The sequence below is a fragment of the Methylobacillus draconifructus genome, from assembly GCF_045984385.1.
Lineage (GTDB): Bacteria > Pseudomonadota > Gammaproteobacteria > Burkholderiales > Methylophilaceae > Methylobacillus > Methylobacillus flagellatus_A.
The window spans coordinates 1-16169 of record NZ_JBJQIJ010000004.1 but is presented as its reverse complement, the minus strand read 5'-3'; the positions used below and the strand labels follow the sequence as shown (position 1 = coordinate 16169).

Genomic DNA, 16169 nt, shown 5'->3' with positions numbered 1-16169 from the left:
ACTTTCATGCGCTGCGGCAAGCGACAAAACTTGACCTAAACAGTCAAAAAAGCCAATATAGCGTCTTCACAACGGCCTCAAGCCATAACAAATATTTAAAGCTTGATGCTGCATCAGGCTGATTATACCCAAGCGTATCTTAAAAGTTTCCCGGAGAACCTTACATGGCATTGACCCCCGATATCGACCCTCAAGAGACCCAGGAATGGCTTGAAGCCATCTCATCGGTACTTGAGAACGAGGGAACCGAGCGAGCGCATTTCCTGCTGGAAACGCTGATCGATAAAGCCCGCCGCTCAGGTGCATATTTACCGTATAACGCAACCACTGCATACGTAAACACCATTCCTGCGCACCTGCAGCCCAAGCACCCCGGCGACACCGCCATGGAGCGCAAGATCCGTGCGCTGATCCGCTGGAACGCCATCATGACCGTGCTGCGCGCCAACGAGAAATCCCCGGGCGTGGGCGGCCACATTGCCAGTTTCCAGTCTGCCGCCACCTTGTATGACACCGGCTTCAACCACTTCTTCCGCGCTGCCAACGAAAGCTTCGGCGGCGACCTGATCTATTTCCAGGGCCACTCCTCTCCCGGCGTATACGCGCGTGCCTTCCTCGAAGGCCGCATCACGGAAGAACAGCTATCCAATTTCCGTATGGAATCCAACGGCAACGGCCTGTCCTCATACCCGCATCCCTGGCTGATGCCCGATTTTTGGCAATTCCCGACTGTCTCGATGGGCCTGGGCCCGATTGCCGGCATCTACCAGGCACGTTTCCTCAAGTACCTGCACAACCGCGGCATTGCCGATACGGCCGACCGCAAGGTATGGGTGTTCTGCGGCGACGGCGAAATGGATGAGCCGGAATCCCTGGGCGCGATCTCGCTGGCTGCCCGCGAGAAACTCGACAACCTGATCTTCGTCATCAACTGTAACCTGCAGCGCCTGGACGGCCCGGTGCGCGGCAACGGCAAGGTGATCCAGGAATTCGAAGCCGCGTTCCGCGGCTCCGGCTGGAACGTGGTCAAGGTATTATGGGGCTCCTACTGGGACCCATTGCTCGCCATGGACAAGGACGGCCTGCTCAAGAAGCGCATGGAAGAATGCGTGGACGGCGAATACCAGAACTTCAAGGCCAAGGGCGGCGCCTATACGCGCGAACATTTCTTCGGCAAGTATCCCGAACTCAAGGAAATGGTCGCGGCGATGTCCGACGAGGACATCTGGCGCCTCAACCGCGGCGGCCATGACCCGCACAAGGTGTATGCGGCCTACCATGCCGCGGTGAACCACAAGGGACAGCCTACCGTGGTGCTTGCCAAGACCGTCAAGGGCTACGGCATGGGCGACGAGGGCGAAGGCCAGAACACCACCCACCAGCAGAAGAGTATGAGCATCGAAACGCTGAAGAAATTCCGCGACCGCTTCAACCTGCCGCTGACCGACGAACAAGTGGAAAAACTTTCCTTCTACCGTCCCGCCGACGACAGCCCGGAAATGCAATACCTGCAGGCGCGCCGCGAAGCCATGGGCGGATTCATTCCTGCACGCCGCCGCAAGGGCAACGAACTGACCGTGCCGGCCCTGTCCGCTTTCGAGAACATGCTGGGCTCCACCGGCGAGCGCGAAATCTCCACCACCATGGCCTTCGTGCGCATCCTCTCCACACTGGTGCGCGACAAGCAGATCGGCAAGTACGTGGTGCCCATCGTGCCTGACGAAGCACGTACCTTCGGCATGGAAGGCATGTTCCGCCAGCTCGGCATATATTCTTCCGTCGGCCAGCTTTACGAGCCGCAGGATGCCGACCAGGTGATGTTCTACAAGGAATCCAAGGACGGCCAGATCCTCGAGGAAGGCATCAACGAGGCTGGCTCGTTCTCCTCCTGGCTGGCTGCCGCGACCTCATACAGCGTCACCGGCGTGCAGATGATCCCGTTCTACATCTTCTACTCCATGTTCGGCTTCCAGCGCATCGGCGACCTGGCATGGGCGGCAGGCGACAGCCGCGCGCGCGGTTTCCTGCTGGGCGCGACCGCCGGCCGCACCACGCTGAACGGCGAAGGCCTGCAACACGAGGATGGCCACAGCCACCTGATGTCGGCCACCATCCCGAACTGCGTCTCCTATGACCCGACCTTCGCCTACGAACTCGCGGTCATCATCCAGGAAGGCCTGCGCCGCATGGTGCAGAACCAGGAAGATGTGTATTACTACATCACCCTGATGAACGAGAACTACACCCACCCCGAACTGCCGAAGGGCGCAGAGGAAGGCATCCTCAAGGGCATCTACCAGTTCAGCAAGTCCAAGGCAAAAGGCCCCAAGGTGCAATTGCTGGGCAGCGGCGTGATCCTGCGCGAAGTGATTGCCGCGGCCGAGCTGCTGGAAAAGGACTGGGGCGTATCCGCCGACATCTGGAGCGTCACCAGCTTCACCGAGCTGCGCCGCGAAGGCCTGGACGTCGAGCGCTGGAACCTGCTCAATCCGGAAAAGCCGCAGAAGGAAAGCTACGTCGCCAAGCAGTTGAAGAAAGCCGAAGGCCCGGTGATCGCCTCCACCGACTACATGAAGGCGTTTGCCGACCAGATCCGCAACTTCATCCCGCAGCGCTATGTCGCATTAGGCACCGACGGCTATGGCCGCTCCGACTCGCGCGAGGCATTGCGCAGCTTCTTCGAGGTCGACCGCTACCATGTCGTGCTCGCGGCCCTGAAGGCATTGGCGGACGAAGGCAAACTACCTGCCGCCAAGGCCGCGGAAGCAATCAAGAAATACAAGCTCGACGCCAACAGGCCAAACCCGGCAACGGTGTAAGCCCATGGAAAACAGGCCGCCATGCACCCCTGGCGGCCGTTCGCAGCAATCATACGCCCCGGCTTACCGCATGCGGGCGTTTTGCGTAAATGCATATCTTGAAAAGATACATTTTAAGGAACATCAAGCATGGCAATTAAAGACGTACTCGTTCCCGACATCGGCAACTTTGACAGCGTGGATGTCATCGAAGTCCTGGTCAAAGCCGGCGACAGCATTGCCAAGGACGACTCGCTGATCACCCTGGAGTCCGACAAGGCCTCGATGGACATTCCCGCGCCATTCGCCGGCACCGTGAAGGAAGTCAAAATCAAGGTAGGCGACAAGGTGGCCCAAGGCGCCCTCATCCTCACGCTGGAAGCGGTGGAAGAAAGCGCAAGCGCCCCCGCCGCGGCCCCGCAAGAGGAAGCCAAGCCAGCAGCACCTGCCGCAGCTGCGCCGGCAACCCCGGCGCCCGTACCCGAAGCCACCCGCCCTGCGCCCGAGCCTCCCCAGACCATACAGCCGCAAACCACGCCAAACCCGGTTGCGGCCAGCGTTGAAACCGCTGCTGGCAAGCTTGCGCATGCCAGCCCGTCAGTGCGCAAATTCGCACGCGAGCTGGGCGTCAACCTGGCATTGGTCACCGCCAGCGGCCCCAAGAACCGCATCACGCAATCCGACGTTCAGGCCTACGTCAAGGGCGAGCTGAGCAAGCCCCGCGGCGGCGGCATCGCCACCGGAGCCGGCGGCCTTGCCGTCATTCCGGCCCCCGTCATCGACTTCTCGCAATATGGCGAGACCGAAACCAAGCCGTTGTCGCGCATCAAGAAGCTCTCGGGCGCCAACCTGCACCGCAACTGGGTCACCGCGCCGCACGTCACGCAATTCGACGAGGCCGACATCACCGACCTCGAGGATTTCCGCAAATCCATGCAATCCGAAGCGGAAAAACGCGGCGTCAAGCTCACTATGCTAGCCTTCCTGATCAAGGCCTCGGTCAACGCGTTGCGCGCCTACCCTAACTTCAATGCGTCGCTGTCCGCCGATGGCGAGAACCTGATCCTCAAGCAGTACTACAACGTCGGCTTCGCCTGCGACACGCCGGACGGACTGGTTGTGCCTGTGATCCGAGACGTCAACCGCAAGGACGTGCTCGAAATCGCTGCCGAGCTGGGCGAGCTTTCCGCCAAGGCACGCGAGCGCAAGCTCAAGGTCGAGGAAATGCAGGGCGGCTGCTTCACCATTTCCAGCCTGGGCGGTATCGGCGGCACGGCCTTCACGCCCATCATCAACTGCCCCGAAGTGGCGATCCTGGGCGTATCGCGCTCCAGCATCCAACCGGTATTCAACGGCAAGAACAAGGAATTCGAGCCGCGCCTGATCCTGCCTTTGTCCCTGTCTTATGACCACCGCGTGATCGACGGTGCCGATGGCGCCCGTTTCACCAGCCATTTGCGCATGGTGTTGTCCGATGTACGTCGTTTGTTGCTGTAAGGATTGAGGGATAAACATGAGCAAGATTACTGAAGTATTGGTTCCCGATATCGGCAACTTCGATAGCGTGGACGTCATTGAAGTACTGGTAAAGGCCGGCGACACCATCGCCAAGGAAGACGCGCTGATCACCCTGGAATCCGACAAGGCCTCCATGGACATTCCCTCCTCCCACGCCGGCGTGGTGAAGGAAGTCAAGGTCAAGGTGGGCGACAAGGTCGCCAAGGGCGCACTGATCCTGCTGGTGGAAGAAGCCGGTGCGGAACAGGCAGGCGCTGCCGCCAGCCCGGCACCAGCAGCCCAGGAACAATCCAAACCGGCGCCCGCGGCAACGCCTGCCGCGCCGGCGCCTGCTCCGGCAACCGCCACCGGCGACTCCGACATCAATACCGAAGTCGTGGTGCTCGGCTCCGGCCCTGGCGGCTATACGGCCGCCTTCCGCGCTGCCGACCTCGGCAAGCAGGTCGTGCTGATCGAGCGCTACTCCACGCTGGGCGGCGTCTGCCTCAATGTGGGCTGCATCCCGTCCAAGGCGTTGCTGCACACTGCCAAGGTCATCACCGAGGCCGAGGAAACCAGCCATCACGGCGTCAGCTTCGGCAAGCCCAAGATCAACCTGGAAGAACTGCGCAACTGGAAAGCCAACGACGTCGTCGCCAAGCTCACCGGCGGCCTCGCACAAATGGCCAAGCAGCGCGGCGTGACCGTGGTGCAGGGCGTAGGCCAGTTCACCAGTCCCAACCAGATCGCCGTGACCGCGGCCGATGGCAAGGTCACCACTGTCGGCTTCCAGAACGCGATCATCGCCGCCGGCTCACAAGCCACCAAATTCCCCGGCGCGCCTGAAGACGAACGCATCATGGACTCCACCGGCGCGCTGGCGTTGGCAGACGTACCGAAACGCCTGCTGGTGATCGGCGGCGGCATCATCGGCCTGGAAATGGGCACGGTATACGACGCGCTGGGCAGCAAGGTCAGCGTGGTCGAGTTCATGGACGGCCTCATCCCGGGTGCCGACCGCGACCTGATCCGCCCATTGCAGAAGCGCATGGAAAAACGCTTCGAGAGCATCATGCTCTCCACCAAGGTAGCCAAGATCGAAGCCAAGAAAGACGGCATCCACGTCAGCTTCGAAGGCGAGAACGCACCCAAGGAAAGCCAAGTCTACGACCGCGTGCTGGTCTCCATCGGCCGCCGCCCGAACGGCAAGAACATCGGCGCCGAAAACGCAGGCGTTGCAGTGGACGATCGCGGCTTCATCGCCGTCGACAAGCAGATGCGCACCAACGTACCGCATATCTTCGCGATCGGCGACATCGTCGGCCAACCCATGCTGGCGCACAAGGCGACCCACGAAGCCAAAGTGGCGGCTGAAGTCATTGCCGGCCACAAGGTCGAGTTCCAGGCCATGGCGATTCCTTCCGTTGCCTATACCGATCCCGAAGTGGCCTGGGTAGGCGTCACTGAAACCGAAGCCAAGGCCAAGGGTCTGGAGATCGAGAAAGCCTCCTTCCCATGGGCGGCAAGCGGCCGGGCGTTATCCATTGCTCGCTCCGAAGGCGCCACCAAGCTGATCTTCGACAAGAAAACCCACCGCGTGATCGGTGCCGGCATCGTCGGCACCAATGCCGGCGAACTGCTGGCGGAAGCCGTGCTTGCAATCGAGATGGGAGCCGATGCGCACGACCTGGGCCTCACCATCCACGCCCACCCGACCTTGTCCGAGACCATCTGCTTCGCGGCAGAACTCAAGGAAGGCACGATCACTGACATGCTGCCTCCTAAGAAACGCTGATTACGTTTAATAAACATCATCAAAAACGGTGCCCCTAAGCGCCGTTTTTTTGTTTATGAGCCATCAAACCGCCTCAGTCCGGCAATAGAAGTTGATCATTCTTCAGTCAATTTAAAATGCCAAAATTAAGAATAAAAATCATTTGTTCTTGCCAGTTTATTGCTTTGCTATGCTCAGCTTTTCCCGTCATCGCCGACAATGCTATCCCCCAGAGGCGGGCCGACACGCGGCACGACAGTTCAACTCGTCACGGAACCCACTGCAGAATGGCACGCCTTGCAAGCGCCTGTAAGCCAGTTCGAACGCGACCGCCGTGCCATTCTCGCCATGGCCGGTGAATATCGCGTGAGTTTCGACTTTGTTGAAACCACGGGATTCGTCCCTACCGCAGCTGGGGAACAGAAAAAGTGTACGTAGTAGAAGACAATGGTCGCGATATCGTATTGCAGCATTTGCTGGTCATGTCGTTCAAGGATAAGGACGGCAAAACTCAAGGCCCTCATGTCACCAAGCATTGGCGCCAGGATTGGCGATATGAGCCTAATGATCAATTGGTATATCGTGGCAACAACACCTGGCAACGCACCAAAGTCCCGATGGAACAACAGCAAGGCCACTGGCGACAGACGGTATATCAGGTTGATGACAGCCCGCGTTATTCCGACATTTCGCGTTGGCAGCATCTAGACAATTTCTCGAGCTGGAATGATGAGAATGGCTGGCGCCCATTCCCACGTCGCGAATACACCGTGCGCAGCGATTATAATGCATTGATCGGCAACAACCGCCACACCATTACGCCTATCGGCTGGACGCATGAGCAGCAAAACCTCAAGGTGAAGCTGGATAAGACAGGGAAACTCGCTGCCAGCCATCCGGTATTGGCTCGTGAATCCGGGTTCAACCGCTATGAACGTATTACAGATATGACTGGAGCACAGGTGACCGCTATCAGGAAAGCACCAAGCCAGTCTGGGATGCTACCAAATGGCAGCAATTGATAGACAACAATAAGAAACTGCAGCTACGCGGGTCTCCGGACAAGGACAATCTCTTCATGCCAATCATCGATACGCCAGTTAAGTCGCCGAAGCCACAACACCACTTTCTGCCGATGAAATCCAGCAGAAAGTGGATGAGCTCATCACGTCTTACCTGGCACCTGCCGGCGCTCCCACTCCAGCACCCACAAAGAAAGATAGTGGGCAATCGAAACCAGGCGGAAATTTATATTAGCCACCCTGTCATGCCAGAACTATCCGGTATCTCCTGGCAATCCGCATCAAGCAGCCAGCTCTGACTAACGCGAGTATTCATACAAAGAAAGGCGGGGAAATCCCTGCCCTAGAAACCAGGAAAATCACAAGCAGACGATTCTACTCTGCGGCTTTTGGACTCTCTGCGGCTTCAGGTTGGCTGGCAGTTTCATTCCCCACAATTTCGGCCTTGGCCGCCTGTGCAGGCTTGGTTTTCCCAGCTGAACTTGTGCGTGGTTTGCGGGCTCTTGGTTTGGCGGCGTCTATTTTGGCAGCTTTCGGCTTGGCGTCAGTTCTGGGCTTGGACTGTCCGGTTTTTGCACTTGTAGGCTTGGCCCGGCTGGCTACCGGCTTTCTCCTGCTGGATGTCGTGGGCTTGCCTGCCGGGGTTGGCGCTACCGGTTCCGTCGCGGTTTTATCTCCGTCGATCACATCGGTGACCACCTTGCTCAATATCCGCTTCCCTGCGATGACTGCGGCGGCCAGTGCAACTTTCTTGACGATATCCTTGAAAATTCCCATACAGACTCCTATTGGCAAATAACCTGTTTAAGTTCACTACCAGGGAAGTTTGCACCTTGTTTGTTCAACTCGCCCGCCATCTCGGCTGACATATCATTGATAAGCAAACTGACACGCCCCTTTTCCTGATTGCGCACCCCTTTTTGCGCTGATCTAACCCCTTGGCGCTGCAATTGTTCGAGTAGTTTATTCGCTAAACGTTCATCCTTGAAGACCCCGAGCGAAATTGCATTGCGCCAGGGCGCTTCCTGGATGATGAAGCTCACGTCCACGCCGAGCGCTTTCAGCTCTCCCACTTTGCTTTGCGCTGCCTGCAACGAAGGCAACGGCGGGATATATACCCAATAGCGCAATGCCTCCTGCATGGTTTTCTGCTGCACCGTTGCAACCAACGAGTGCTGGCTGAGGATGACTTGCGCGCGTTGCAGCCCTTCCGTGGAGAAACTGCCCCACTCGTAACAAGCATACGCCTCGCCCTGCCTGGCGTCGCCGGGCTCGTCCGCCTTGGGCAATGCGTCCACCTCGTCCTGCGTCAGCAGCTTGATCTTGTCGGCAGACAGCGGCTCATGGACATGCGTCTTGGATGCGGGTTGCGGATGAAACCAGCCAACGGCTATCCATAGGCCAAGATTCAATACAAGCAAACCGCCCACTATCCACTTCATGGCAATTCTCTTTCCATGTACCACAACCCCTGCAACACCAGGTTTTCCTCTAGATTGTATTCCCTTGCCAACACGTGCCTTTGCAATAATGGCAGCAAAATAACCGCGTCGCCACCGCTCAGCATGCAAGGCACCACATGCCCGCAATACTCGCTGAGCACTTGCAGCAAGTTATCGACTGCCCCGGCTGAAGCGTAAAGGCTGCCACTGTAGACCGCATCCTGCGTGTTCAAGGGAAAATCCTGGAATACGCCCAGCCCCTCTCCGATATTGGCTGCCGCATTGGCGATGCTGGCCTGCATCAACCGCATCCCAGGCATGATGATGCCACCGATAAAACGCGCCTGCCCGGGCGAAGTTTTCTCAATCATATCAACCGTCAAAGCAGTTCCTGCATTCACTACCAGACAACTGCGCTGATAATATTGCCAGGCCGCTATCATGGCCGCCCAACGGTCCACGCCCAGTTGCTCCGGTACCGCATAGCCATTGCTCAAGCCGCATGCCTGCATTGTGCTGGCATGCCAACGCACAGGCACGCCAAGCGGCTTGAGTTGCTGATCAAGCAGAGTGTATCGATCCGGCCCGGCTACATTGGCCACAGCAACCCGGTCACACTGTTGCCATGCAGCAGGCATGTCATCGCCATTGAGTACGCCATGCTGCAAAATCTCCCCGCTTGCGTATTGCAGCACCGCCCACTTGGTGCGCGTATTTCCCGCATCAATGGCCAGCAAATAACTCATTTAGTTCATTCCCCGCACGCTGATCTCGCCGGAAGAAAAGCGCTGGATGCCATGCTCGTTCCGCACCAGCAATACGCCATCATCGGCGATGCCCTCCACATTGCTATATTGTTCGCGTCCGTCCGGGAACAGTAACTTGACGGTCTCGCCCTGGAAAGCGTGATGGGATTGCCACTCCTCGCGCATGGCGGCAAAGCCTGATTGCTCGAATTCATCCAGCACCTGCGCCAAATGGCTCAACAACTGCCCCAGTATGTCGTTCGGGTTGATCTCGACAGGCAGGTGGCTCGCCATGTCCGTCACCGGTTGATCGATCTGCCCGCGCGTGGCAGCGGGTAGCCTGAGATTGAGGCCTATGCCGATCACTGCCGCGCTCGGCCCGTCCATATCCCCGTGCAACTCGATCAATATTCCGGCCAGCTTGCGCTCCCGAACCAGGATATCGTTAGGCCATTTCAATTGCGCACTGCGCAAACCATATTGATGCAGGGTGCGCACCAATGCCAGCCCCGCCGCCAAGCTCAAGCCGGATAACGCGGAAGCCCCCATCTGGAAGCGCCATAGCAATGAAAACGTCAGGCTGGCCCCAAAAGCAGATTGCCAACTCCGCCCGCGACGGCCTCGCCCCTTGGTCTGCAACAAGGCTGCCGCCACCGTGCCATGGGGCGCGCCAAGGGCTGCCTGCTGCATCAGATAGCTGTTCGTGGATTCGATCGAGTCGAACAATGCCAGTTTGAAACGCTGTTGCTGATTGCCCAACGCCATCAGTACGGCCTGTTCATTCAGCAAATGGAGCGGTTCCGGCAGGCGATACCCTCGCCCGCGCACGGAAAAAATCTCGACCCCCAATGCCTCCGCGGCCTGGATTGCATTCCAGACCGAGGCGCGGGTTACGGAAAACTGGCGGGCGATGTCCTCACCGGAGTGAAAACGTCCGTCTGCCAGCAACCTCAATATGGGAAATACCAAGTTATTCATTGCTGAGGCAGTATATCGCAAGCCATCGTGCTCGAATGAATATTCTGGGCACAGCCATCACGTAGGACGGTCCGTTGGGACATGACACGGTGTAAAATAGGCGTAAATCAATAGCGTACTGCCACCATGTCTGAAAAAAACCCTGTTGTTCCAGCTTCCAACTTTATCCGCAATATTGTCGAGCGCGACCTTGAACAAGGCACCTATGCCAGCCGCCGATGGGCGCGCGCGCCCGGCGATGCCGCGCATCAAGCCGCCGGCGAGCCCGATCCGGCGAAAATCCGTACCCGCTTTCCGCCTGAGCCCAACGGTTACCTGCATATAGGCCATGCCAAGAGCATCTGCCTCAACTTCGGCCTGGCGCGCGACTTCGGCGGCGTATGCCATATGCGTTTCGACGACACCAACCCGGAGAAGGAAGAGCAGGAATACGTCGACAGCATCACCGACTCGGTGAAATGGCTGGGCTTCGGCTGGGATGCCTTTGGCGAATCGCATCTGTACTATGCCAGCAACTACTTCGATTTCATGTACCGCGCTGCGGAATACCTGATCGAATCGGGCAACGCCTATGTCGACCAGCAATCCGCCGAGGAAATGCGCATCAATCGCGGCACGCTGACAGAGCCCGGCAAGAACTCCCCATGGCGTGACCGCCCCGTGGCGGAAAACCTGGCCTTGTTCCGCGAAATGCGCGACGGCAAGCATGCGGACGGCAGCATGGTGCTGCGCGCCAAGATCGACATGGCATCGCCCAACATCAACCTGCGCGACCCGGCGATTTACCGCATCAAGCGCGCGCACCACCACAACACTGGCGACAAATGGTGCATCTACCCGATGTATACCTTTGCCCATCCGCTGGAAGATGCCTACGAAGGCGTGACCCATTCCATCTGTACGCTGGAATTCGAGGATCAACGCCCCTTCTACGACTGGGTGCTGGAAAAACTGGCAGAAGGCGGCCTGCTCGCGCACCCGTTGCCCAAGCAGTATGAATTTGCCCGCCTTAACCTCACCTATGTCGTGCTTTCCAAGCGCAAGCTGATCGAACTGGTGGAGAAGCAATTCGTCAGCGGCTGGGACGATCCCCGCCTGCCCACCCTGGTCGGCGCCCGCCGCCGCGGCTATGCGCCTGAAGGCTTCCGCCTGTTTGCGGAACGCATCGGCGTTTCCAAGGCCGACTCCTGGATCGAGTACACCATCCTCGAGGATTGCATGCGCGAAGTGCTCAATGCGTCGGCGGAACGCCGCATTGCCGTGCTCGACCCCATCAAGCTCGTGATTGACAACTATCCGGAAGACCAGTCAGAGGATTGCCATGCCCCCAACCATCCGCAAAAACCAGAACTCGGCCACCGGGTGGTGCCGCTTTCGCGCGAATTGTGGATAGAGCGCGAAGACTTCATGGAAGAGCCGGTCAAAGGCTATTTCCGCCTGTTCCCGGGCAACATGGTGCGCCTGCGCTACGGCTATGTCGTCAAGTGCACAAGCTGCGAGAAGGATGCCGCTGGCAACGTCACTGTCGTGCATTGCGAATACCTGCCTGATACCAAGTCCGGCACGCCAGGCGCAGACTCCGTCAAGGTCAAGGGCAACATCCACTGGGTATCGGCAGCGCATGCCTACGCCGCCGAAGTGCGCATGTACGACCGCTTGTTCAAGGAGGCCCATCCGGGCCAAGGCAAACATGAAGACGGCTCCGACCGCGACTACTTGGACGACCTCAACCCGGACTCGGTGAAAACCATCAGCGCGCAACTGGAGCCAGCATTGAAGGAGGCCCGGCCGGAAGACCGCTTCCAGTTCGAGCGCCATGGCTACTTCGTCGCGGACAGCAAGGATAGCCAGCCAGGCAAGCCGGTATTCAATCGTACCGTGACCTTGCGTGATGCCTGGCAAAAATAATATGGCATCGCCTATTCAGTCTGCCGCAACCATCCAACCCGTCCCGCTGGATAAGGCGTTCCGCCTGCTCAACCACGGCCCCACCGTACTGGTCAGCTCTTCTTGCAACGGCCGCTCCAATGTGATGGCCGCTGCCTGGAACATGCCGCTCGACTTTAATCCATCCAGGGTTGCGATTGTCATCGACAAGAAGACCTATACGCGGGAATTGATGGAGGCCAGCGGTACATTTGCCATCAATGTGCCATGCCGCGCCCAGGCAGACATGGTCCTCAAGGTTGGCTCAAGTTCAGGCAGGGAGTTATTGGGAAAAACGCCTGACAACAAGTTGGCCGCTTTGAACCTGCCGACCTTCGCTGCCTCGCAGGTTGAAGCCCCGTTGCTGGAGGGGTGTGTCGCCTGGCTGGAATGCCGCATCATTCCCGAGCCGCATATCCAGCAGGCTTATGACTTGTTCCTCGCCGAAGTTGTCGCTGCCTATGCAGATAGCCGCGCATTCAGCAATGGACGCTGGCATTTTGACGGGTATGATGACTTGCGTACGCTACACCACGTGTCAGGCGGGTTTTTCTTCACGCCGGGTGAAGGCATCGCTACTCGACAAGATTGATTATTGCGGCTGTGCGCTGGCAATGGTCCAGTATTGCTTTTCCTTGTCGCGGGTCACCGAGCAACCTAGTGCAATCGGCTCATCGCCAGGCTGAATAATATGCTTGGTATGGTCTGCGGTCTGCACTCCCATGAACCAGCGATCCAGCCATACCACCATGGTCTCAGCCGCATCGCTCTTCAGCAGGATCAGCTTGCCGTCATTGGCCAGGCACTCGGAGCTGTCGTCCTCGATCAGGCCCACTTGCGCATCGCTGCCGGACTCTGCAGCATGCAAGCTGAATGCCAGACTCAACAATCCGGCGAACAAGTAAAATCGCATTTTTCCTCCGTTACTATCATGCGGCACCTGGTTGTATGTGCCGTTGCAGTTGTATTACTCTACCCATTGTGTTGAGGTTTGATACGCTCGACAATCAAAGCATTGATCTGCAGTCCAGATATTCTAACCCAGCATGCGATCAACCTAGCATTGTCTAAACTGGCGTTTTCTCATCCCTTTGAGGAAGAGCCAAGAAATCCATTGCAGGCTAGGCACAATACCCTCAATCACTGGAGCAAGGATGAAAAAACGGCGCCATGCGCATAGCAAGAAAACTGGCCTGCCTCCGGGCACCCTGGTGCATACCGGGGATGTCAAGACGCCGCAGATTACGCTGACCCTGTTCCGTTATAACGCGGAACATATCGAAGAACAATCGATCAGCTCGCTGGATGAAATCCAGCCAAGCGCAGATGACAGCATCCTCTGGCTTAACGTGCATGGACTGCATGACCCTAAGCTCATGGCTGAGATAGGCCAGCGCTTCAAGCTGCACCCGCTGGTGCTCGAGGATATCCTCAACACCGACCAGCGCCCCAAGGTCGATGCGTATGACGATTACCTGTATCTGGTCACGCGCTTTTTCTCCTATGACTCGGAGCAAATGCTGGTCAACTCCGAGCAAATCAGCATCATTCTCGGCAATCGCTTCGTCCTCTCATTCCAGGAACGCCCGACGGGCTCATTTGACCCCGTGCGCGAACGCCTGCGCGCCAATAAGGGCCTGTTGCGCAAATCGGGGGCCGATGTCCTGGCCTATGCCCTGCTGGACATGATCGTGGATAAGTACTTCGTCATGCTCGAACAGATCAGCGACGATTGCGAAAAGCTGGAAGACCAACTCCTGCATCGCCCTAGTGATGCAGTCCTGCAAAGCATACACAAGCTCAAGCGCGAAACCATGGACCTACGCCGGGCCGTCTGGCCATTGCGCGAAATCATCAATACATTGATCCGCAATGAATTTGCCTTTTTCCAGGAAAACACCATCCTCTATCTGCGCGATGTCTACGACCATAGCATCCATTTCATCGAATCCCTGGAATCGTTGCGGGATTTATTGGCAGGCATGCTGGACATCTATCTATCCAGCATCAGCAACCAAGTCAATAAGGAAGTGCGCATCCTTACGGTCGTCACCATGCTATTCATGCCGGCGACCTTGATCTCCGGCATTTTCGGCATGAATTTCGAGAGCATGCCCTTACTTAAGGATCATTGGGGATTCTGGATCGCGATTGCGATGATGCTATTGGTGGCGGGAGGAATGGGACTGCATTTCTGGCGTCGTCAATGGCTCAGCCGACATTGAGCATCATTCCGGCTTGATACGCTCAGCATACTTGGCACGTATCTTCGCGATCTTGGGTGCAGCCACTGCCAGGCAATAAGGCTGGTTCGGATGCTGGGCGTAGTATTGCTGGTGATATTGCTCGGCAGCATAAAACTCGCCGCCTGCATTTACCTCTGTCACTACTGGCGCCCCAAATGTATTTTCGCTGGCGAACTTTGCCAGCAGTCGATCAAGCACAGCCTGCTGCTCGCCGCTTTGACAAAACACGGCTGAGCGATATTGTGTTCCTACGTCATGCCCTTGTCGATTCAATGTAGTCGGATCGTGCGCAAGGAAAAATACCTCGAGCAACACTCCGTAATCAATCTCCGCTGGGTCAAAGACGATCTTGATCGCCTCGGCGTGCCCTGTCGTCCCAGTGCAGACCTCTTCATAAGTTGGATGCGCAACCTGGCCGCCGATATAGCCTGACACCACCTGCTTGACTCCTCGCAGCTGCGAGAATACAGGTTCGAGACACCAAAAGCACCCTCCTGCAAAAATAGCTATTGATTCAGCCACGAGATTCCCTTCCATTTATCTCAATATCGGTTCAAACGGTAAAAAGTAGCATGTTCCCGCCTCAAATCCTCGGATTGGACGCGAGGCGGATACAGGATAATGCGAGCTAGGATCCTGCAAACTATATAGATCAGTAGAAATATTATGGCGCGTATTGCAGTTTTTAACCAGAAAGGTGGGGTAGCAAAAACCACCACGGCCCTTAACCTTGCCGCGGCGTTGCAACGCACAGGCAAGGAGGCGCTGTTGATCGACATGGACCCGCAAGCGCACCTGACCCAGATTTACGGCCATCCTCCAGAAAGTGCCAAGCAAAGCCTGTTTGCATTCTACCAAGATGACAAACCGCTTTACCACCTGGAAGTCCAATGGCCCGGGCTGGGTTATCTCATCCCATCCCACAAGGAACTGATCAAGGTTGACTCCGCCTTTGGCAAGGGCCCGGCCATACTCAACAAGCTGCGCCACGGGCTCGATATTGCAGACAAGCTGTATATGAACCGCCACACATTGATTGATTGCTGCCCTTACCTGGGCACGCTGTCGCTCAGCGCCATATTTGCCGCCGACCTCGTCATCATACCCATCTCATCCGACTTTCTTTCCCTCAGGGGCGCAAAGAAAGTGGGGGATACCCTGGCTGCTATCGAGCCCGTATTGAAGCGGCCGATAGAGCGCCGCTACCTGCTGACCCGTTTCGACCGCAGGCGCAGCATGACGTTCGAAGTACAGAAAAAAGCCAAAGAACTGTTTGGACATGACCTGCTCGATACCGCCATTTCAGAAAATGTCGCAGTGGCAGAAAGCCCCGAGCACGGCGTCGACATATTCCGCCACCAACCCAACAGTACCGGCGCTCAAAACTACTTGGCGCTATTGATTGAACTGGCGCAGAAATGGCCAAAAGAGTAAGTTAGCTACCGCAATACTTCATATAAAGCCTACTGCAATACCTCTAGATTTACTGCCTAAACCTAACCCCTAAAAATCACCTGCAAAACGTCACAAGATCTTTGCGATCTTACTCAGGCCCATGAATTAAACCAACGTTTAAAAATGAAAAAGCCCGCTAGAAAACTAGCGGGCTTTTGAATAAAAGTCTGGCGGTGACCTACTTTCGCATGCGAGGTGCATACTATCATTGGCGCGGAATCGTTTCACGGCCCTGTTCGAGATGGGAAGGGGTGGTTCCAATTCGCTATGGCCGCCAGACATAAC

At 57.2% G+C, this 16169-nt stretch carries 15 protein-coding genes and 1 rRNA gene; 9 read left to right on the top strand and 7 right to left on the bottom strand.

The features are described from left to right. The first annotated feature begins 164 nt into the window (after positions 1-164). The 5 genes from aceE (at position 165) to ACKF11_RS09055 (ending at position 7091) form a co-directional block, all read left to right on the top strand. Complete coding sequence (gene aceE / locus ACKF11_RS09075) at positions 165-2819, top strand: pyruvate dehydrogenase (acetyl-transferring), homodimeric type (RefSeq protein WP_407996815.1); 2655 nt, start codon at positions 165-167, stop codon at positions 2817-2819. Positions 2820-2948: 129 nt separating this feature from the next. After that, on the top strand, positions 2949-4295 hold the full coding sequence (gene aceF / locus ACKF11_RS09070) for a dihydrolipoyllysine-residue acetyltransferase (protein WP_309566699.1): 1347 nt from the start codon (positions 2949-2951) through the stop codon (positions 4293-4295). Positions 4296-4311: 16 nt separating this feature from the next. Then, positions 4312-6090, top strand: a complete 1779-nt coding sequence (lpdA, locus tag ACKF11_RS09065; protein WP_407996814.1) for a dihydrolipoyl dehydrogenase — start codon at positions 4312-4314, stop codon at positions 6088-6090. Between the two features lie 198 nt (positions 6091-6288). Further along, positions 6289-6507, top strand: coding sequence for a hypothetical protein (locus tag ACKF11_RS09060; protein ID WP_407996813.1), 219 nt, complete (start codon positions 6289-6291; stop codon positions 6505-6507). Then, the gene (locus ACKF11_RS09055) at positions 6498-7091 is read left to right on the top strand and encodes a DUF6607 family protein (protein WP_407996812.1); all 594 of its coding nucleotides are present in this window, start codon (positions 6498-6500) and stop codon (positions 7089-7091) included. The genes ACKF11_RS09060 and ACKF11_RS09055 overlap by 10 nt, the downstream gene beginning before the upstream one ends. A gap of 375 nt (positions 7092-7466) precedes the next feature. Here ACKF11_RS09055 and ACKF11_RS09050 read toward each other — a convergent pair whose 3' ends face one another. The 4 genes from ACKF11_RS09050 to birA are packed head-to-tail and all read right to left on the bottom strand — an operon-like array spanning position 7467 to position 10257. Next, complete coding sequence (locus tag ACKF11_RS09050) at positions 7467-7868, bottom strand: hypothetical protein (RefSeq protein ID WP_407996811.1); 402 nt, start codon at positions 7866-7868, stop codon at positions 7467-7469. Positions 7869-7876: 8 nt separating this feature from the next. After that, on the bottom strand, positions 7877-8533 hold the full coding sequence (locus tag ACKF11_RS09045) for an SPOR domain-containing protein (RefSeq protein ID WP_407996810.1): 657 nt from the start codon (positions 8531-8533) through the stop codon (positions 7877-7879). After that, positions 8530-9279, bottom strand: coding sequence for a type III pantothenate kinase (locus tag ACKF11_RS09040; RefSeq protein WP_407996809.1), 750 nt, complete (start codon positions 9277-9279; stop codon positions 8530-8532). The genes ACKF11_RS09045 and ACKF11_RS09040 overlap by 4 nt, the downstream gene beginning before the upstream one ends. Continuing rightward, positions 9280-10257 carry a bifunctional biotin--[acetyl-CoA-carboxylase] ligase/biotin operon repressor BirA gene (gene birA / locus ACKF11_RS09035; protein WP_407996808.1) on the bottom strand — a complete coding sequence of 326 codons (978 nt, stop codon included), beginning with the start codon at positions 10255-10257 and terminating at the stop codon, positions 9280-9282. Between the two features lie 126 nt (positions 10258-10383). On the opposite strand from birA, the gene ACKF11_RS09030 reads away from it, so the two are divergent. Both ACKF11_RS09030 and ACKF11_RS09025 read left to right on the top strand, forming a co-directional pair. After that, on the top strand, positions 10384-12165 hold the full coding sequence (locus ACKF11_RS09030) for a glutamine--tRNA ligase/YqeY domain fusion protein (RefSeq protein ID WP_407996807.1): 1782 nt from the start codon (positions 10384-10386) through the stop codon (positions 12163-12165). A gap of 1 nt (position 12166) precedes the next feature. Next, entirely contained in the window at positions 12167-12775 is a 609-nt protein-coding gene (locus tag ACKF11_RS09025) for a flavin reductase family protein (protein WP_407996806.1), read from the top strand. Here ACKF11_RS09025 and ACKF11_RS09020 read toward each other — a convergent pair whose 3' ends face one another. Continuing rightward, positions 12776-13096: a hypothetical protein gene (locus tag ACKF11_RS09020; RefSeq protein ID WP_309566720.1), complete on the bottom strand. Its 321-nt coding sequence runs from the start codon at positions 13094-13096 to the stop codon at positions 12776-12778. It lies immediately after the preceding gene. Positions 13097-13337: 241 nt separating this feature from the next. Here ACKF11_RS09020 and corA point away from each other — a divergent pair, with 241 nt between their 5' ends. Next, positions 13338-14408, top strand: coding sequence for a magnesium/cobalt transporter CorA (gene corA / locus ACKF11_RS09015; RefSeq protein ID WP_407996805.1), 1071 nt, complete (start codon positions 13338-13340; stop codon positions 14406-14408). Between the two features lie 3 nt (positions 14409-14411). On the opposite strand, the gene msrA is transcribed toward corA, so the two are convergent. Then, positions 14412-14966, bottom strand: coding sequence for a peptide-methionine (S)-S-oxide reductase MsrA (gene msrA, locus ACKF11_RS09010; RefSeq protein WP_407996804.1), 555 nt, complete (start codon positions 14964-14966; stop codon positions 14412-14414). Positions 14967-15095: 129 nt separating this feature from the next. Between msrA and ACKF11_RS09005 the strand changes: the two genes are divergently transcribed. Then, positions 15096-15863: a ParA family protein gene (locus ACKF11_RS09005; RefSeq protein ID WP_407996803.1), complete on the top strand. Its 768-nt coding sequence runs from the start codon at positions 15096-15098 to the stop codon at positions 15861-15863. A gap of 186 nt (positions 15864-16049) precedes the next feature. On the opposite strand, the gene rrf is transcribed toward ACKF11_RS09005, so the two are convergent. After that, a 5S ribosomal RNA gene (gene rrf, locus ACKF11_RS09000) occupies positions 16050-16163 on the bottom strand. Positions 16164-16169: the final 6 nt, after the last annotated feature.

Excerpts from the sequence above, each read along its gene's own strand:
- aceE (WP_407996815.1), top strand. The coding sequence starts at position 165 with ATGGCATTGACCCCCGATATCGACCCTCAAGAGACCCAGGAATGGCTT.
- aceF (WP_309566699.1), top strand. The coding sequence starts at position 2,949 with ATGGCAATTAAAGACGTACTCGTTCCCGACATCGGCAACTTTGACAGC.
- lpdA (WP_407996814.1), top strand. The coding sequence starts at position 4,312 with ATGAGCAAGATTACTGAAGTATTGGTTCCCGATATCGGCAACTTCGAT.
- ACKF11_RS09060 (WP_407996813.1), top strand. The coding sequence starts at position 6,289 with ATGCTATCCCCCAGAGGCGGGCCGACACGCGGCACGACAGTTCAACTC.
- ACKF11_RS09050 (WP_407996811.1), bottom strand. The coding sequence starts at position 7,868 with ATGGGAATTTTCAAGGATATCGTCAAGAAAGTTGCACTGGCCGCCGCA.
- ACKF11_RS09045 (WP_407996810.1), bottom strand. The coding sequence starts at position 8,533 with ATGAAGTGGATAGTGGGCGGTTTGCTTGTATTGAATCTTGGCCTATGG.
- ACKF11_RS09040 (WP_407996809.1), bottom strand. The coding sequence starts at position 9,279 with ATGAGTTATTTGCTGGCCATTGATGCGGGAAATACGCGCACCAAGTGG.
- birA (WP_407996808.1), bottom strand. The coding sequence starts at position 10,257 with ATGAATAACTTGGTATTTCCCATATTGAGGTTGCTGGCAGACGGACGT.
- ACKF11_RS09030 (WP_407996807.1), top strand. The coding sequence starts at position 10,384 with ATGTCTGAAAAAAACCCTGTTGTTCCAGCTTCCAACTTTATCCGCAAT.
- ACKF11_RS09025 (WP_407996806.1), top strand. The coding sequence starts at position 12,167 with ATGGCATCGCCTATTCAGTCTGCCGCAACCATCCAACCCGTCCCGCTG.
- ACKF11_RS09020 (WP_309566720.1), bottom strand. The coding sequence starts at position 13,096 with ATGCGATTTTACTTGTTCGCCGGATTGTTGAGTCTGGCATTCAGCTTG.
- corA (WP_407996805.1), top strand. The coding sequence starts at position 13,338 with ATGAAAAAACGGCGCCATGCGCATAGCAAGAAAACTGGCCTGCCTCCG.
- msrA (WP_407996804.1), bottom strand. The coding sequence starts at position 14,966 with ATGGAAGGGAATCTCGTGGCTGAATCAATAGCTATTTTTGCAGGAGGG.
- ACKF11_RS09005 (WP_407996803.1), top strand. The coding sequence starts at position 15,096 with ATGGCGCGTATTGCAGTTTTTAACCAGAAAGGTGGGGTAGCAAAAACC.